The following is a 15,052-nucleotide window of genomic DNA, read 5'->3' as shown; positions in this document are numbered from 1 at the left end:
GTGCCGAGACATCGCCGCTTCGCATGGAGTGCTTGGACATCTTCTCTCCGCTGCCTGGCGAGAGCGAAGTGACCAGCCAAGTCGAGCGGGACAGCTCAAGGGACACGAAGATGGCGGCAAGAGTGACGTCGATCGCGGCCGGAGCAGAGCAAGGTGCAGATGTCGGCATCGTCGCCTCTTGATTGCTGGTGAGCGGGTGCATTCTGCCAGACAGCTTGCCGCCACTCATCGCCCCATAGGATCTTGGCGCTGATGCGCTTGCCGCGCCGCCGCTCGATCGTGTCGTCGAGGCCCAACAGCACCGGCCCCGCCGGCACGAAGGCGTCCAGCAGCAACCCGAGCCGTACCCGCGCCGCGCTGATGGCCAAAAAGCCTCAAGCAACTTGCCGGATGAACCACTAAGCCTGCATTTCGCGCGGCCCAGCGCCGCGGTCGGCGAGTTTCCGCCGCGCGCGGCGTCAGGCTGGGCCGGCCGCTGCCCGCGCGATCCGCCGCTCCGCCCAAACCCAGGCAAGGAGGCCTGGCAGGAAGACGATAGTGTCACGGATACGTCGGGCAATAGCCAGCGCCGCTGCCACCTCGGCCGGCAGGCCTAGCAACAGACCGAGGCCGAGGAAACCGGCCTCCTGCAAACCGAGCGCCCCGGGCACCAGGAAGGCTGCGGATGAGACGGCCTGAATCAGCGCCTCGATCGCCAGCGCCTCAGTGAGGCCCACGGGGTGGCTAAGGAAGTAGAGCGCCAGCCAGATCTCAAGTGCGCCAGCCGCCCAGCCCGCGAGCTGCCAGAGGAAGCAGGCAAGGATGGCACCACGGACCCGCCAGAGCCGGCGGGTCATACGGTCGACGCTGGCGGAATGTGCCTCCATCGTCGGGAAGCGGCCGGCGGCGACGCCGTTCAGCAGCCGGGCAAGGCGGGAGAGGATCTCGGCCCGCTGCGCCAGGATGAAGCCGGCCGCGAGCGAGAGGCCACAGAGCATGGCCAGCGCGATGCCGCCCCAGCCGATCCCCGCGCCGGTCCAGGCCAGCAGGGCGAGGCCGAGCAGGGCGAAGACGAGCTGGCTGAGGATGGAGATCGCCATGTCCACCATCAGGCTGGCTGCGGCGGGGGCGACCGCCACGCCCTCGCCGCGCAGCAGGCGGTAGGATGCGATCTCGCCGCCGACGCGGGCGACCGGCAGAAGGCCGTTCACCGATTCCCGGATCCAGACATTGGCGGTCATGGCGAGGAGCGTCGGGCGGCTTGCCCGCGGCAGCAGCAGGCGCCAGGCATGGCCGTTCAGCGCCATCGAGGGAATATGGGCGAGGCCCGCCAGCACGAGGCCGAAGCCGGCGGCAGCGAGCAGGGTGCCGACCTCGGAGAAGTCCTGCTGCGCCAGCAGCAGCAGCGCCAGGGCCAATCCGCCGAGGGCGAGGAGGGGGCCGAGGCGGCTCATGCGCCGACCATCGCGGTGTAGCCGCCGGAAGGGTGGCGGGCGGCGGCGGCGCGGACGCGCGGGTCAAGCAGGGCGGCGAGCTCCTCGGCGTAGCGATAGCCGGGGGCGGCGCCGGGGAAGCCGCCTGCGGTGGCAGGGTGCAGGTAGACCTCGGTGACGCCGGCGGGCAGGCGCGGCAGCACCTCGGCCAGGCGGTCGGCGGTGAAGGCGCCGGACCAGCGCAGGCCGACGACGCGGTCGGGCGCGCGCAGGCCGTGATGCGCGGCGAGGCGGCGGAGCAGCAGGATCATCGGCAGCAGCGCGCGACCGGCGCCTGGGACCAGCGCGGGCGGCTCCCAAGGGATGCGGACGGCGCGGATGCCGTGGCGGGCCGCCTCCCGGAAGGCGATGGCGGCGATCACCGGGTGCAGGTGGTAGTGCTTGTGGGCGTTGAGGTGGTCGCAGGCCAGACCCGTCGCGCGAAAGGCGGCGAATTGCGCGGCGATCTCGGCACGGAGCTGGGCGCGAGCGGCCCGGCTGGTCGCCAGCGCCAGGCCGAGCCCGGCCATGTCGTCGCGGAAGCGGCCGTTCGGCTGGACCAGGGCGGGGATGCGCTTCGGCGGCAGCGTCGGCGTGCCGTCGGTCAGGGTCAGGTGCAGGCCGACCGCAAGACCCGGGTTGCGACGGGCGAGGTCGACGCCCTCCGCCCTGGCGGGCTCGCCGACCATGAGGCTGGCGGCGTTGAGGACGCCATCGCGGTGGGCGCGCTCGATAGCGGCATTGACCGGGGCGGCGAGGCCGAGGTCATCGGCATTGACGATGAGACGCGAGGTCACGCGGGTCCGGCCGGTCCTGGCTGGTGGTTCGATGGCGCTGGACGGCCTATCCGACGGGCGCGGCAGCAGTCCTGCGCCGCGCCCGGCCGAGCCTGGCTCAGGCTGCCTTCTGCTGCGCGCTCGCCTTCGCCCGCTCGCGCAGGAAGCCGAAGAACTCCACACCCTCGCGCAGCCGCCGCACCAGCATCTGCCGGTCGCGGATCATCTCGCCGCAGATCGAGGCGATCTTCGGCGCCCGGAAATAGAACTTCCGATAGAAAGTCTCGACGCTGTCGAAGATCTCGGTGTGCGAGAGATGCGGATAGGCCAGGGGCGCGATCTGCACGCCGTGCGCATCCACGTATTCGGTGTTCGCCGTGTCCAGCCAGCCCTCCCGCGCCGCCTGGTCGAACAGAAAGGTGCCGGGATAGGGCGCGGCGAGCGAGACCTGCAGCGTGTGCGGGTTGGTCTCGATGGCGAACCTGATCGTCTCCTCGATCGTCTCCTTGGTCTCGCCGGGCAGGCCGAGGATGAAGGTGCCGTGGATGGCGATGCCCAGCTCGGCGCAGTCCTTGCTGAACTTCTTGGCGACCTCGATCCGCATGCCCTTCTTGATGTTGTGCAGGATCTGCTGGTTGCCGCTCTCGTAGCCGACCAGCAGCAGCCTGAGGCCGCCATCCTTCAGGACCTTCAGCGTCTCCCGCGGCACGTTGGCCTTGGCGTTGCAGGACCAGGTGACGCCGAGCTTGCCCATCTCGCGTGCGATCGCCTCGGCGCGAGGAAGATCATCCGTGAAGGTGTCGTCGTCGAAGAAGATCTCCTTCAGCCCGGGGAAATTGCCTTTAATATAGCGGATCTCCTCGATGACGTTGCCGACCGAGCGGGTGCGGTAGCGATGCCCGCCCACCGTCTGCGGCCAAAGGCAGAAGGTGCAGCGGCTCTTGCAGCCGCGTCCCGTGTAGATCGAGACATAGGGGTGCTTCAGATAGCCGATGAAGTACTTCTGGTACTCCAGGTCGCGCCGGTAGATCGGCGAGACGAAGGGCAGGCTGTCCATGTCCTCGAGGATCGGCCGCTCGGCGTTGTGGACGATGACGCCGTCCTTGTTGCGGTAGGACAGGCCCTTGATGGCCGACCAGTCCATGCCGTCGGCGACATCCTTCACGGTGAAGTCGAACTCGTTGCGGGCAACGAAGTCGATGACCGGCGCGTCGCGCAGGCTCTCCATCGCCTGCACCGCCACCTTAGCGCCGATAAGCCCGACCTTCAGCGAAGGGTTTTCCGCCTTCAGCGCCTCGGCCACCTTCACGTCGGAGGCGAAGGAGGGGGTCGAGGTGTGCAGCACCACCATGTCGTGCTGCTTCGCCATCGGCAGCACGTCGGCCAGCGTCTGCTTGTGCGGCGGGGCGTCCACCAGCTTCGACTTCTCTACCAGGGCGGCCGGCTGGGCCAGCCAGGTCGGGAACCAGAAGCTCTTGATCTCCCGCTTCGCCTGGTAGCGCGAGCCGGCGCCGCCGTCGAACCCGTCGAAGGAGGGCGCCTGGAGGAACAAGGTCCGCATCGTCACTGGCTATCGCCCTTCATCATCCTGCCTCGACCATGGTGCCGTCGGGGCGCATCCGGAAGCGCCGTCCCTGCCACGTCACCGTGCCGCGGGCCAGCCCGAGCCCCCATATAGCGAATGACAAGGCATCGCGCAGGGGCAACAGGGCCAACCTCCCGGGATTGAGGCCGCGGCGCAACGCCCGGTCAGCCTGGATGGCCAGGAAGACACGCGCCGCAAGGGCCAGGACCAGCGCCGGCCAGCCCCAGGGAACCAGCACGGCCGCCAGCGCCCCCCAGGCCAGCGGGAAGGTCACGCCCATGCCCGCATAACCCGGAAGATCAAGCAATCGCAGCGTCCTGGCCCAGCGCAGCTCGTGCCGGACCAGCGCCGGCAAACTGTCCTCGGCCATCACATGCGCCGGCAGGACGGGCGCCACCACCACCCGCAGCCCGAGCCGCCGCACCGCGACGCCGAGCGCATGGTCGTCCGCCAGCAGGTCGGACAGCGCGGCGAAGCCACCGAGCCGCGCCAGGGTTTCCGCCCGCAGCGCCATGGTGGCGCCGTAGCAGCCGTTGGCCCGGCCCATCACCTCCCCCAGCGCGGCATTGGGCAGGAACTGCCAGTCGATCCAGAGCGCGGCGAGGCGGGACCAGAGCCCCGCATCGCCTGGCTCCCCCCGGTAGAGGCAGGTCACCAGGCCGATATCCGGGTCGGCCAGCGGCGCTGTCACCGCGGTCAGCCAGTGCGGCGGCACGGCCATGTCGGCATCGGCCACCACCAGCACGGGGTGCCGGGCCAGCCCCTCCAGGTTCATCAGCTGGGACACCTTGCGGTTCGGCCCATGCAGCCGCGGGTCGCGCACCAGGCGGGCGGGCACCGCAGGGGCCGCGGCCATCGCGGCCTCCGCCACCCCCGCGGCCGGGTCGGCCGGATCGCGCACGGCGAAAAGCACCTCGAAGGGCGCCAAATGCGCCTGGGCCAGGGTGGAGGCGAGCGCCTCGGCCAGCCCCGGCTCCGTCCCATGCAGCGGCTTCAGGATGCTGGCGGCGAGCGGCGGATTGCCGGCGGGTAGCGCAGCCGCCAGCCGGCCGAGCGCGCGGGCCGCCAGCACGGCCGTCACGCTGCCGGCCAGCGCCGCCAGGCCGGCCAGGGCGCCGAGAACGGCCTCAACCACGGAACGGCAGCGGCTTCGTGCGTCGCGCGCCCGTGTGGATCGGCGCTAGAAGGGAAAACCCCAGCATGGTCTCCCCGCGCATGAAGCCTTCGCCCGCCGCCCTTTTCTGCCTGTCCCTAACGCTGGGGGCCTGCGCGCAGGACGCGGCGAAGCCGAGGCAGGTCGCGCAGAACGGCACCCTGCCGCCGGTCGTCATCACCGGAAAGCCGACCGACCCGACCGATCCCTTCGAAGCCACCAACCGCCGCATCCTCGACCTCAACTTCAAGCTGGACGACGCGGTGTTCAAGCCGGTCGCCAAGGCCTATCGGGCGGTGCTCGGCCCCTGGCCCCGGCAGCGCATCCGCAACGTGCTGGACAACATCAACGAACCGGCCGTCGCCGCCAACCGCCTGCTGCAGGGCAAGCCGGTCGAGGCGGGCACCTCCATCATGCGCTTCGTCATCAACACCACCCTCGGGCTCGGCGGGATGTTCGACCTGGCGCCGATCGGTGGACCGCCGAAGCAAGTGGCCGATCTCGGCCAGACCCTGGCGGTCTGGGGTATGGGGGATGGCCCCTACCTGATGTTGCCCGTAGTCGGTCCATCCAACCCGCGCGAGCTCGGCGGGATGGTCGGCAACGGCTTCCTCAACCCGCTCGGCTACCCGAGCCCCTTCCTGACCGCCATCGGCCGCGGCGTGGCGGAGGGCATCGACGAGCGGGAGCGGAACATCGAGACGATCGAGGAGCTGCGGACCGGCTCGATCGACGTCTACGCCCGGCTGCGCAGCCTCTGGCGCCAGCACCGCGATGCCGAGCTCGGCCGGACCACGGTGGGCGAGCCCGACGTGCTGGACGACCCGGGCGCCGATGCCCCGGTCGCTGGGGTGCCGCTTGCTGCGGCCGTCCCCGCCGTCGCGGCGCGCCCGCAGCAGGTGGCGCGGCCCGCGGCGCTGCGCCATCACCGCAAGCTGGCGGTCCGCCGCAAGCCCGGGCGGCCGATGCTGGCGGCCTATCAGCCGGCCCGGAAAGACTGACCGGCGAGGGCTGAAACGCGAAGCGTCGCCCAGGGCCGAATGGCCCGGGCGGCGCCCGTGTGTCCGGCCGCGGCTCAGTTCGATTTGGGCTGGGCCGGCGACTGCTGCTGCTGCGCGGTCGCCTTCTGCTGCGCCGCGTCCTTCTTCTCCGCCTTGTTGCGCTCATGTGCGCCGAGCGCGCAGCCAGCCGCGGCGCCGGCCACGCCATGGCCACTGCCGACCATGTGCCCGGCGACAGCGCCGGCGGCGCCGTACTTCAGGCAGCCGCCTTCCTCCGCGAGGGCGGGGCCGGCGGCCCCGGCCAGCAGGGTCAGGACGGCAAGGGCGGACAATCGGCGCATGGCTGCATTCTCCCTTTTATTCTGCCGTTCCCAACGCCTGTGGAGCATTCCGGTTCAGGCATAGCTCCGGACCGCCACCGCGCTCCGGGTGCCTATCCGGGCGCCGAGCACCGCGGCAACGGCGCCGAGCAGCATCGCGGCAAAGACCCAGTAGGCCGCGACCGCGCCGGCCGTTGCCGTCGCATCGGCCGCCTCGCGGGCGCGCCGCTCGGCTTCCTGCGCCGTCTGGGTGGCCTGCTGCTCCACCTGCTGCAGGCGGCGCTGCGCCTCCTCAGGCGCGATGTTGTATTCGGCGGCCACCAGCTGGTTCAGCCGGTCGCGGTCGCCCTGCGGCAGGTTACCGTCGGTGACGCGGCGGGTCAGCAGCCGCGCTATCTCCGCGTTGCGCTGGTCGCTGCCCATCTGCGCCGGGTCGCCGCCGGTGCGCAGCGCGGCCTGTGCGCGGTCCACCAGCGCCTTCGGGTCCACCTGCTGCATCGCTTGGCCCGCCGGGCCGGCGGCGGCCGAGGCGGCATTGCCGGCGCCCTGCGCCAAGCCACCCAGCAGGGAGGCACCGCCCTGCGCCGCGGTGCTGGCGGTGCCGGCAATGACGTTGCCGAGCAGCACGGCCGAGAGCAGGAAGCCGATCGCCCAGACCGAGAGCCCGTGCAGCACGCTGTCGGTGCTGTCGGCGGTGCCCGACAGCCGCGCCGCGACATAGCCACCCACCGCCAGGCCGATCAGGTTGGCGACCAGCAGCCAGATCCCGGCGCCGATGCCGAAGCTCGACGCGCCGGGGGTGCTGCCGGCGCTGGCATCCACCGTGCTGGCGCCGATGGCGACACCGAGGATGTTCAGCATGGTCCCGACCGCGACAGCGACCACGCCGCCGGCGAGGACTGCCCCCCAGGAGATGCGGGGCGGCAGGGAAGGTGCGCCTTCGGGGGCGGCGGAGCCGTAAGTGGCGCCGGTGGTCTGACTTTGCATGTGATCTGGTCCCGGTTCTAATGCCACCGGTGAACGCGAGGCGCGGGATACAGTTCTATGCCTCCGCATGAACTGAACACTGGCTGGGGGCGCGGCATGGCAAGCGTGCAACGCTGTTGCCTTCCCGCCAGACCGCCGCCGAATCTGCCTTGCTCGTGCCACGGACGGGGTCCACATGCGGGGTCTCCCCCCGCCCGCTCCTGATCCGGAACATGCGATGCAGGTCTATCTGCCGATCGCCGAGATGTCGGTAGATGCCTTCCTGCTGATGGGCATCGGCTTCGGCGTGGGCTGGCTCTCCGGCCTGTTCGGCGTTGGCGGTGGCTTCCTGCTGACCCCGCTGCTGATCCTGATCGGCATCCCCTCCCCGGTCGCGGTCGCCTCGGGCGCCAACCAGACCCTCGGCGCCTCGGTCTCCGGGCTGATTGCGCAGTGGCGGCGGGGCAACGTCGACGCCAAGATGGGCGGAGTGCTGCTGGCCGGGGGCTTCCTGGGGTCCTTCGCAGGGGTGCAATTATTTGCCCTGCTGCGGAGGATCGGCCAGGTCGACTTGGCGGTGTCGCTCTTCTACGTGGTTGTGCTCGGCACCGTGGGCGCGCTGATGGTGATGGAGAGCGCGCGCGCCATCCTGCGCCGCCGCGGGGCGGTCCGTCGCAAGCTGCACGAGCATACCTGGGCGCATGGCCTGCCGCTGAAGATGCGGTTCCGCAAGTCGCGGCTCTATATATCCATTATCCCGCCGGCGCTGGTCGGCTTCGGGATCGGCGTGCTCTCGGCGGTCATGGGCGTCGGCGGCGGCTTCATGCTGGTGCCCGCCATGATCTACCTGCTGGGCATGCCGACCTCGGTCGTGATCGGTACCTCGCTGTTCCAGGTGGTGTTCGTTGCCGCCAACGTGACCCTGCTGCAGGCGGTGCAGCTCGGCACCGTCGACATCCTGCTGACCCTGCTGCTGCTGGTCGGCGGGGTCGCCGGGGCGCAGTTCGGCGCTGCGATGGGGACCAAGCTGAAAGGGGAGGAGACCCGGGCGCTGCTCGGCCTGCTGGTGCTCGGCGTGGCGCTGAGCCTGTTGTGGGGCCTGCTGCGGCCGCCGGGGAACCTGTTCAGCGCCGGGCCGGCGCTCTGATGTCCCGGTGGTGGCTGCTCGCCCTGCTGCTGGTCTCGCCGGCCGCGGCCCGGGCGCAGGAGGCGCCGCTGGTTGCCGCGCTGTCGCGGACCGACATCGAGGTCACCACCGGCTTCACCGGCGCCTCGCTCGTGGTCTTCGGCAGCACCGAACAGCCGATCGGCCCGGGCGCGGACGAGGTGCTGGTGATCGCCCGCGGCCCGACCCGGCCGGTGGTGGTGCGGCGCAAGGTCTCGGTCGCCGGGCTGATCTGGGTGAACGGCCCCTCCGCCCGCTTCGACCAAGTGCCGGGCTACTACGTGATCTCCGGCAGCCGCCCGGCCTGGCAGATCCTGCCGGAAGAGGAGCGGCAGCGGAACGCGCTCGGGCTCGACAGCCTGCCGCTGACCAGCACCGGCGCCCGGTCGCCGGCCTTTCGCGCCGCGCTGCTGGAACTCGAGCGCAATTCCGGCCTCTGGCTGGAGGATTCCGAGCCGGTCGAGATCGCCGGCTCGCGGCTGTTCTACGTGCGTCTGCCGCTGCCGGCGGCGGTGCCGACCGGCGACTACCGGGTCGAGGTGCTGCTGGTACGGTCCCGCCGGATCGTCGCGCGGGAAGAACTGAGCTTCCGGGTCGACCGGGTCGGCACCGCGGATCGCATCGCAACCGTCGCGCAGGCGCAGCCCTTGCTCTACGGTCTGGCCTGCATCATCGCCGCCGCATTGGCGGGGTGGCTCGGCAGCGTCCTGTTCCGGAGGGGTTGATGGGCGAGACCGCGGCGGAGAAGGCGGCGACGGCCAAGCGGGACCGCGTCTTCCTGGTGGTGGTGGACGACAGCGCGGAGCGCGACGTCGCCCTGAGGTATGCCTGCCTGCGCGCCCGCAACGGCGGCGGAAGGGTGGCGCTGCTGCGGGTGCTGGAGCCCGTCGGCATGATCGAGTGGGCCGGCGTCGGCGTGCTGATGGCCGAGGAGCGGCGGGAGGAGGCGGAGAAGCTGCTCTCCGGCCTCGGTGCCCAGGTGCAGGAGATCACCGGCAGCCTGCCGATCGTCGAGATCCGCGAGGGCGAGCCGCGTGATCAACTGCTGGCGCTGCTGGAGGAGGATCCGCGGATCTCGATTCTGGTGCTGGCCTCCTCGACCGGCAGCGGCCCGGGGCCGCTGATCTCGGCGCTGACCGGGCGCTATGCCAGCCGGGTGCGGGTGCCGATGACCATCGTGCCGGGCGGCCTGGACGACCGGGAGCTGGAGCGGGTCACCTGAAGCCCACCCGCACGAGCCATCCGGACACCGCAGGCCCGGCCTGCGGGCCTGCCGGTTGCACCGGGCCCTGAAGCCGACCAGATTGGTCCGGATTGCAGCGAACACAGTCAGGACCCGAGCCATGTTTATCGAAACCGAAGGCACCCCGAACCCCGCCACCCTGAAGTTCCTGCCGGGCCGCGAGGTCATGGGCGACCGCGGCACCGCCGACTTCGCCAGCGCCGAGACGGCTGCCCGCAGCCCGCTGGCCGCCCGGATCTTCGCCCTGCCCGGCGTCGCCCGGGTTTTCCTCGGCAGCGACTTCGTCACCGTGACCGAGGATGGCGCGAACGGCTGGGCCAGCCTGCGCGCCCAGGTGCTCTCGGCCATCATGGACCATTTCGTCGCCGGCCTGCCGGTGCTGGACGGCGCGGGCGAGGACGGCGAGGACGATTTCGACCCCGCCGATGCCGAGGTGGTGGAGCAGATCAAGGACTTGCTCGACACCCGCGTCCGCCCGGCGGTGGCCGGCGATGGCGGCGACATCGTCTTCCGCGGCTTCCGCGAGGGCGTGGTGAAGCTGCATCTGCAGGGTGCCTGTTCCGGCTGCCCCTCCTCCCGCGCCACGCTGAAGCATGGCGTCGAGAACATGCTGAAGCACTACGTGCCGGAAGTGGTGGCGGTGGAGCAGGTGGACGCCTGAACCAGGCGCCCGTCTGACCACGCCTTTGGGGCGGCGTTCCCGCTGACGTCCTCCGCTGGCGCCAACCGGCCCGGGCAGGCTATCCGCCCGGGACCGAGGAGGCCCGCATGACCACCGACCCCGCGACGCAGACGACCCCCGCGCGCACGGCGCTTGACGCCATGGCGCTCGACCAGCTCTTCCGCACCGCGCACACCGCTTATGCCTGGCAGGACCGGCCGGTGCCGGATACCAAGCTGCAGGAGCTCTACGACCTGCTGAAATGGGCGCCGACCAGCGCCAACAGCTCCCCCGCCCGCTTCGTCTTCATCCGCACCCGGGAGGGCAAGGAGAAGCTGCGGCCGGCGCTCTCGGCCGGCAATGTCGAGCGGACGATGAGCGCGCCGGTGACCGTCATCGTTGCCCAGGACGGCCGCTTCTACGACGAGTTGCCGAAGCTCTCCCCGCATGCGGATGCGAAATCATGGTTTGCCGACAACTGGTCGCTCGCCGACCAGACCGCGACGCGCAACGCCACGCTGCAGGGCGCCTACCTGATTCTGGCGGCGCGGGCGATCGGCCTCGATGCCGGGCCGATGAGCGGCTTCGACAACTGGAGAGTGGATGAGGCCTTCCTGTCCGGAACCAATTGGAAGTCGAACTTCCTGGTCAACCTCGGCCACGCCGACCCGGCCGGGAACCAGCCCCGGGCGCCGCGGCTGCAGTTCGACGAGGCGTGCCGGCTGGAATAGCCGGCCGGGCACGCGGGATCAGGCCGCGGTCACGCCGCCGCTTGGCCCGCCATCGCGTCCAGCCGGTAGCCGCCGCCCTCGGTCAGCAACAGCCGGGCATTGCCGGGATCGGGCTCGATCTTCTGCCGGAGCCGGTAGATATGGGTCTCGAGCGTATGGGTGGTGACCGCGCTGTTGTAGCCCCAGACCTCGTTCAGCAGGACCTGCCGGCCGACCGGCCGGCCGCCGGCGCGATAAAGGTATTTCAGGATCGCGCTCTCCTTCTCCGTCAGCCGGATTTTCCGGTTGCGGGCGGCCTCCATCAGCAGCTTTGCCGAAGGGCGGAAGGAATAGGGGCCGATCAGGAAGATCGCGTCCTCCGAATTGTCGAAGACCCGAAGCTGGGCACGCAGCCGGGCCAGCAACTCGTTTAGCCGGAAGGGCTTGGCGATATAGTCGTTGGCGCCGGCGTCGAGGCCACGCACCACGTCCTGCTCGGCATCCGCGCCGGTCAGCATGATGATCGGGATCTTCAGCCCTTGGCGGCGCAGCCGGACGCAAAGCTCCCGACCATCGCCGTCGGGCAGGCCGATATCCAGCAGCACGGCGTCGAACCGGCTGTTCGCCCCCGTCAGGATCTGCTCGGCTTCGGAGGCGGTGCCAGCTTCCTCCGGCGCGAATTCGCCTTCCAGGGCCAATTGCTCGCAGAGCGTAGCACGCAGCGCGGCGTCATCGTCGACGATCAGCACGGGGCGGGGACCAGCCATTCCTTCTCCCAGTTGCTCGTGGTTCAATCGGACGCACCTAGGCAGGGTCGATGACGAAGCCGTGGCGTCCTTGTCAAGTTTTAGATGGCGCGCCTATCCCCCCGGGCGCAAGCGGTCGGGACACATGGAATATTTCGTTCACCCTCCTGTCAGCCGCCGTTTCGGTGCCACATTCGACAGGCGCCATGCGAAGGCCTTGGACCTACAGTCGTGAGCATGACCATCCCAGCCCCATTGGATACAGACCCGGTTGCGGCAGCGACCGGGCCGGACAGCGTCGCGCTCGGCCTGCGCGCGGTGCATCGCGCCGCCTCCGAGCTGCGCCGCGGCACGCCGGTCCTGCTGCGCGGCGGCGGGGAGACGATGCTGGTCGCCGCGGCGGAAACGGTAGGCGCGGCCGGGCTCTCGACCCTCGCCGCGCTCGGACGCAGCGCACCGGTGCTGCTGCTGGCCCCGGCCCGCGCCGCGGCCTTCGCGCCCGTGGTCACGCCGCTCCATGGCCTTCGCCCGGTGGCGGAGGAAGCCGCGGTCGCCTTCCGCCTGCCGCCCCCGCTGTTCGAGCCCACGGCGCTGCGCGGCCTGGCCGACCCGACCGCCGAAGGCCTGCTGCCCGAGGGCACGCGGCCGGACCGGCTGGCGCCCCCGGCGCTCGCCGGCGCCGCGCTGGCGCTCGCCAAGCTCGGCCGGCTGCTGCCCGCTCTGGTCGCCGCCCCGGTCCGCGACGCGCCCGGCCTGCTGCGGCATGACCTGCTGTCGGTCGAGGCGGCGCAGGTCCTCGCCTATCCCGCCAGCGCCGCGGCCAGCCTGCGCAAGGTGGCCGAGGCCGCGGTGCCGCTGGAAGCCGCGCCGGATGCCCGCATCGTCGCGTTCCGCGCCGCCGATGGCGGGATCGAGCACCTGGCCATCCTGGTCGGCCGGCCCGAGGATGCGCTGGCCGGCGGCGCCGCGCCGCTCGCCCGCATGCATTCCGAGTGCTTCACCGGCGACCTGCTCGGCTCGCTCCGTTGCGATTGCGGGCCGCAGCTGCAGGGCTCGATCCGCCGCATGGCGGCCGAGGGCGCCGGGGTGCTGATCTACCTGGCGCAGGAAGGCCGGGGGATCGGCCTGGTCAACAAGCTTCGCGCCTATGCGCTGCAGGATGGCGGGCTGGACACGCTCGACGCCAACCGCGCCCTCGGCTGGGGCGCCGACGAGCGCAACTTCCTGGTCGCCGCCACCATGCTGCAGCAACTGGGGATTGAGCGGGTGCGGCTGCTGACCAACAACCCCGACAAGCTGGCCGCCCTGGCGGCCTGCGGCATCGCGGTGGAGGGGCGGGTGCAGCACTCCTTCGCCCCGAACGGGGTGAATGACGGCTACCTGGAGACCAAGGCCCGCCGCTTCGGCCACCTGCTGGCCTGATGCGGCCCGAGCCCGGCCTGGCGGTGGTAGGGCCGGAGGGGATCCTCCGGCTCGGTCCGCTCTCCTGGCGCTGCGCGCTGGGCAAGGGCGGGATCCGTGCCGACAAGCGGGAGGGCGACGGCGCCACCCCGGTCGGGCTGCTGCCGCTGCGCCGGGTCCTTTATCGCGCCGACCGCACCGCGACGCCCGTTTGCCGGGTGCCGGTCGAACCGCTCTCGCCGGGCGATGGCTGGTGCGACGACCCGGCCGACCGCGCCTACAACCAGCGGGTCCGGCTGCCCTACGCGGCCCGGCACGAGCATCTCTGGCGCGAGGACGGGCTCTACGACATCGTCGGCGTGCTCGGCTGGAATGACCAGCCGGTGGTCCGCGGCCGCGGCAGCGCCATTTTCCTGCACCTGGCACGGCCCGACTTGGCGCCGACCGAAGGCTGCGTGGCGCTGCCCGAGCGCGACCTTCGCGCGGCGCTGGCCGCTGGGCTGACCGCGATCGAGGTGCGGCCGGGCTGAACCGCCCAAGCCGGACGGCCTCCGAAAGCACCGCATTTTTCCTGGACCCGGCGACTGCTCCGGCGGCAGGTTGCGCGTGGTCGGGTTACGCCCCGGTCACGTCCAAGCAACAACCACGCAAGGTGGAGAAACCCGGGTCATGCAACCTTTCTTCGCGCGCATCCTCGACAATGCCCTGATCGTCGCCGCCCTGCTGGCGCTGGCCGGGGGCGGGCTGGCCGCCATCGGGCTGGACGAGCCGGCGGTTGTGGCCTTCCTCGCCAGCGGCATGCTGCTCATCGTGAAGTCGGGCCGGTCTCCCGCCCACCGGGCCTGACCGCCCAGACGTCCCACTCCGGCACCCCGCCCTTTGGCGCCGCTGCCCGGGGCGGGCACCGGCTGGACCGACTGCCCTGACCGCGTCAGGAGAACACCGGTCCAGCCCCCGTTCAGCCAGCGATTGAAGCACCGGGTGTTGTTACTCAGGACGATCGCCGGTTAGGCACGCGCCCCGAAGATCGCCGAGCCGACACGGACATGCGTCGCGCCGCAGCCGATCGCCGCCTCGAAATCGCCGCTCATGCCCATCGAGACCACCGGCAGGCCGTGCTGCGCCGCACGCGCCGCCAGCCAGTCGAAATGCGGTCGCGGGTCGCCCTCGGCCGGCGGGATGCACATCAGGCCGCGCACCGGCAGGCCGAGCTCCTCCAGGCAGGTGCGCAGGAAGGCGTCGGTCTCGGCAGGCAGGATGCCGGCCTTCTGCGGCTCTTCCCCCACGTTGACCTGCACCAGGCAGTCGGGCCGGCGACCCTCCTTCGTCATGGCCTCGGCGAGGGCATGCGCCAGCTTCGGCCGGTCCAGGCTTTCGATCACGTCGGCCAGCCGCACCGCGTCGCGCGCCTTGTTGGTCTGCAGCGCGCCGATGACATGCAGCCGGAGCGCGGGCCAGGCCGGGCGCAGCGCGGGGAATTTCCCCGCCGCCTCCTGCACCCGGTTCTCCCCGAACACCAGCTGGCCGGCGGCGAGCGCCGCCTCGACCGCCGCCGCCGGATGGGTCTTCGAGACGGCGACCAGCGTCACCGCCTTCGCCGGGCGGTTGGCGCGGGCGGTGGCCTCGGCGATCCTGGCGCGGATGCGGGCGAGGTTATGGGCGATGTCATCGGGACTGGTCATGCGGTGCGGACGCTAGAGGCCGCGGCCCGACGGCTCAAGCCACGCCCATGGGTTTCGGGATGCGGGGCTTCCGGCCGGCGCCTGCCCCGGCTCTACCTGCTCGGCGACCCGCAGCGGCTGCCGGACCCGCGCGCCGCCGCGGCGCGGCTGCCGGCCGGCGCGGCGGTGCTGGCCCGCGGCCTGGCACCGGCG

The 15,052-nt window shown here is 71.4% G+C and carries 19 protein-coding genes; 11 read left to right on the top strand and 8 right to left on the bottom strand.

Annotation, left to right across the window (positions count from 1 at the left end; genetic code table 11):
* A partial coding sequence (locus tag E2C06_RS38945; protein ID WP_206664783.1) for a hypothetical protein occupies positions 1-182 on the top strand: 182 nt, incomplete at its 5' end.
* Positions 183-458: 276 nt separating this feature from the next.
* Here the strand turns inward: E2C06_RS38945 and E2C06_RS31875 are convergent.
* From E2C06_RS31875 to hpnI, 4 genes are all read right to left on the bottom strand, one after another.
* Positions 459-1,433, bottom strand: a complete 975-nt coding sequence (locus E2C06_RS31875; RefSeq protein ID WP_133292604.1) for a lysylphosphatidylglycerol synthase domain-containing protein — start codon at positions 1,431-1,433, stop codon at positions 459-461.
* Complete coding sequence (hpnK, locus tag E2C06_RS31870) at positions 1,430-2,248, bottom strand: hopanoid biosynthesis-associated protein HpnK (protein ID WP_206664782.1); 819 nt, start codon at positions 2,246-2,248, stop codon at positions 1,430-1,432. The genes E2C06_RS31875 and hpnK overlap by 4 nt, the downstream gene beginning before the upstream one ends.
* 97 nt (positions 2,249-2,345) lie before the next feature.
* Positions 2,346-3,788, bottom strand: a complete 1,443-nt coding sequence (gene hpnJ, locus E2C06_RS31865; protein ID WP_133292608.1) for a hopanoid biosynthesis associated radical SAM protein HpnJ — start codon at positions 3,786-3,788, stop codon at positions 2,346-2,348.
* A gap of 22 nt (positions 3,789-3,810) precedes the next feature.
* Complete coding sequence (gene hpnI / locus E2C06_RS31860) at positions 3,811-4,947, bottom strand: bacteriohopanetetrol glucosamine biosynthesis glycosyltransferase HpnI (protein WP_133292603.1); 1,137 nt, start codon at positions 4,945-4,947, stop codon at positions 3,811-3,813.
* Positions 4,948-5,012: 65 nt separating this feature from the next.
* Between hpnI and E2C06_RS31855 the strand changes: the two genes are divergently transcribed.
* Positions 5,013-5,966 carry an MlaA family lipoprotein gene (locus E2C06_RS31855; protein WP_133292602.1) on the top strand — a complete coding sequence of 318 codons (954 nt, stop codon included), beginning with the start codon at positions 5,013-5,015 and terminating at the stop codon, positions 5,964-5,966.
* Positions 5,967-6,040: 74 nt separating this feature from the next.
* On the opposite strand, the gene E2C06_RS31850 is transcribed toward E2C06_RS31855, so the two are convergent.
* On the bottom strand, positions 6,041-6,307 hold the full coding sequence (locus E2C06_RS31850) for a hypothetical protein (protein WP_133292601.1): 267 nt from the start codon (positions 6,305-6,307) through the stop codon (positions 6,041-6,043).
* Positions 6,308-6,361: 54 nt separating this feature from the next.
* The gene (locus tag E2C06_RS31845; RefSeq protein WP_241671569.1) at positions 6,362-7,273 is read right to left on the bottom strand and encodes a hypothetical protein; all 912 of its coding nucleotides are present in this window, start codon (positions 7,271-7,273) and stop codon (positions 6,362-6,364) included.
* Between the two features lie 217 nt (positions 7,274-7,490).
* Between E2C06_RS31845 and E2C06_RS31840 the strand changes: the two genes are divergently transcribed.
* From E2C06_RS31840 to E2C06_RS31820, 5 genes are all read left to right on the top strand, one after another.
* Positions 7,491-8,399 carry a sulfite exporter TauE/SafE family protein gene (locus tag E2C06_RS31840; protein WP_133292600.1) on the top strand — a complete coding sequence of 303 codons (909 nt, stop codon included), beginning with the start codon at positions 7,491-7,493 and terminating at the stop codon, positions 8,397-8,399.
* On the top strand, positions 8,399-9,142 hold the full coding sequence (locus E2C06_RS31835; RefSeq protein WP_133292599.1) for a TIGR02186 family protein: 744 nt from the start codon (positions 8,399-8,401) through the stop codon (positions 9,140-9,142). The genes E2C06_RS31840 and E2C06_RS31835 overlap by 1 nt, the downstream gene beginning before the upstream one ends.
* Positions 9,142-9,639 (top strand): universal stress protein, encoded by a 498-nt coding sequence (locus E2C06_RS31830; protein WP_133292598.1) that lies wholly within the window; start codon positions 9,142-9,144, stop codon positions 9,637-9,639. The genes E2C06_RS31835 and E2C06_RS31830 overlap by 1 nt, the downstream gene beginning before the upstream one ends.
* A gap of 121 nt (positions 9,640-9,760) precedes the next feature.
* On the top strand, positions 9,761-10,321 hold the full coding sequence (locus E2C06_RS31825; protein ID WP_133292597.1) for a NifU family protein: 561 nt from the start codon (positions 9,761-9,763) through the stop codon (positions 10,319-10,321).
* Positions 10,322-10,428: 107 nt separating this feature from the next.
* A complete protein-coding gene (locus E2C06_RS31820; protein WP_133292596.1) occupies positions 10,429-11,052 on the top strand; it encodes a malonic semialdehyde reductase in 624 nt (207 codons plus the stop codon).
* Between the two features lie 29 nt (positions 11,053-11,081).
* Here E2C06_RS31820 and E2C06_RS31815 read toward each other — a convergent pair whose 3' ends face one another.
* Positions 11,082-11,798, bottom strand: a complete 717-nt coding sequence (locus E2C06_RS31815; protein WP_133292595.1) for a response regulator transcription factor — start codon at positions 11,796-11,798, stop codon at positions 11,082-11,084.
* 216 nt (positions 11,799-12,014) lie between these two features.
* Here E2C06_RS31815 and E2C06_RS31810 point away from each other — a divergent pair, with 216 nt between their 5' ends.
* The 3 genes from E2C06_RS31810 to E2C06_RS38080 all read left to right on the top strand — a co-directional run bounded on the left by E2C06_RS31810 (position 12,015) and on the right by E2C06_RS38080 (position 14,024).
* Positions 12,015-13,199 (top strand): GTP cyclohydrolase II, encoded by a 1,185-nt coding sequence (locus E2C06_RS31810; RefSeq protein ID WP_133292606.1) that lies wholly within the window; start codon positions 12,015-12,017, stop codon positions 13,197-13,199.
* On the top strand, positions 13,199-13,708 hold the full coding sequence (locus tag E2C06_RS31805; protein WP_133292594.1) for a L,D-transpeptidase family protein: 510 nt from the start codon (positions 13,199-13,201) through the stop codon (positions 13,706-13,708). The genes E2C06_RS31810 and E2C06_RS31805 overlap by 1 nt, the downstream gene beginning before the upstream one ends.
* Before the next feature lie 139 nt (positions 13,709-13,847).
* Positions 13,848-14,024 carry a hypothetical protein gene (locus E2C06_RS38080; RefSeq protein WP_165982793.1) on the top strand — a complete coding sequence of 59 codons (177 nt, stop codon included), beginning with the start codon at positions 13,848-13,850 and terminating at the stop codon, positions 14,022-14,024.
* A gap of 161 nt (positions 14,025-14,185) precedes the next feature.
* Here E2C06_RS38080 and E2C06_RS31800 read toward each other — a convergent pair whose 3' ends face one another.
* Complete coding sequence (locus E2C06_RS31800; protein WP_133292593.1) at positions 14,186-14,860, bottom strand: YggS family pyridoxal phosphate-dependent enzyme; 675 nt, start codon at positions 14,858-14,860, stop codon at positions 14,186-14,188.
* Positions 14,861-14,863: 3 nt separating this feature from the next.
* Between E2C06_RS31800 and E2C06_RS38940 the strand changes: the two genes are divergently transcribed.
* A partial coding sequence (locus E2C06_RS38940) for a hypothetical protein (protein ID WP_456305201.1) occupies positions 14,864-15,052 on the top strand: 189 nt, incomplete at its 3' end.

Source organism: Dankookia rubra (genome assembly GCF_004355005.1).
GTDB classification, from domain to species: domain Bacteria; phylum Pseudomonadota; class Alphaproteobacteria; order Acetobacterales; family Acetobacteraceae; genus Paracraurococcus; species Paracraurococcus ruber_A.
This window is presented reverse-complemented; position numbering and strand designations above follow the sequence as displayed.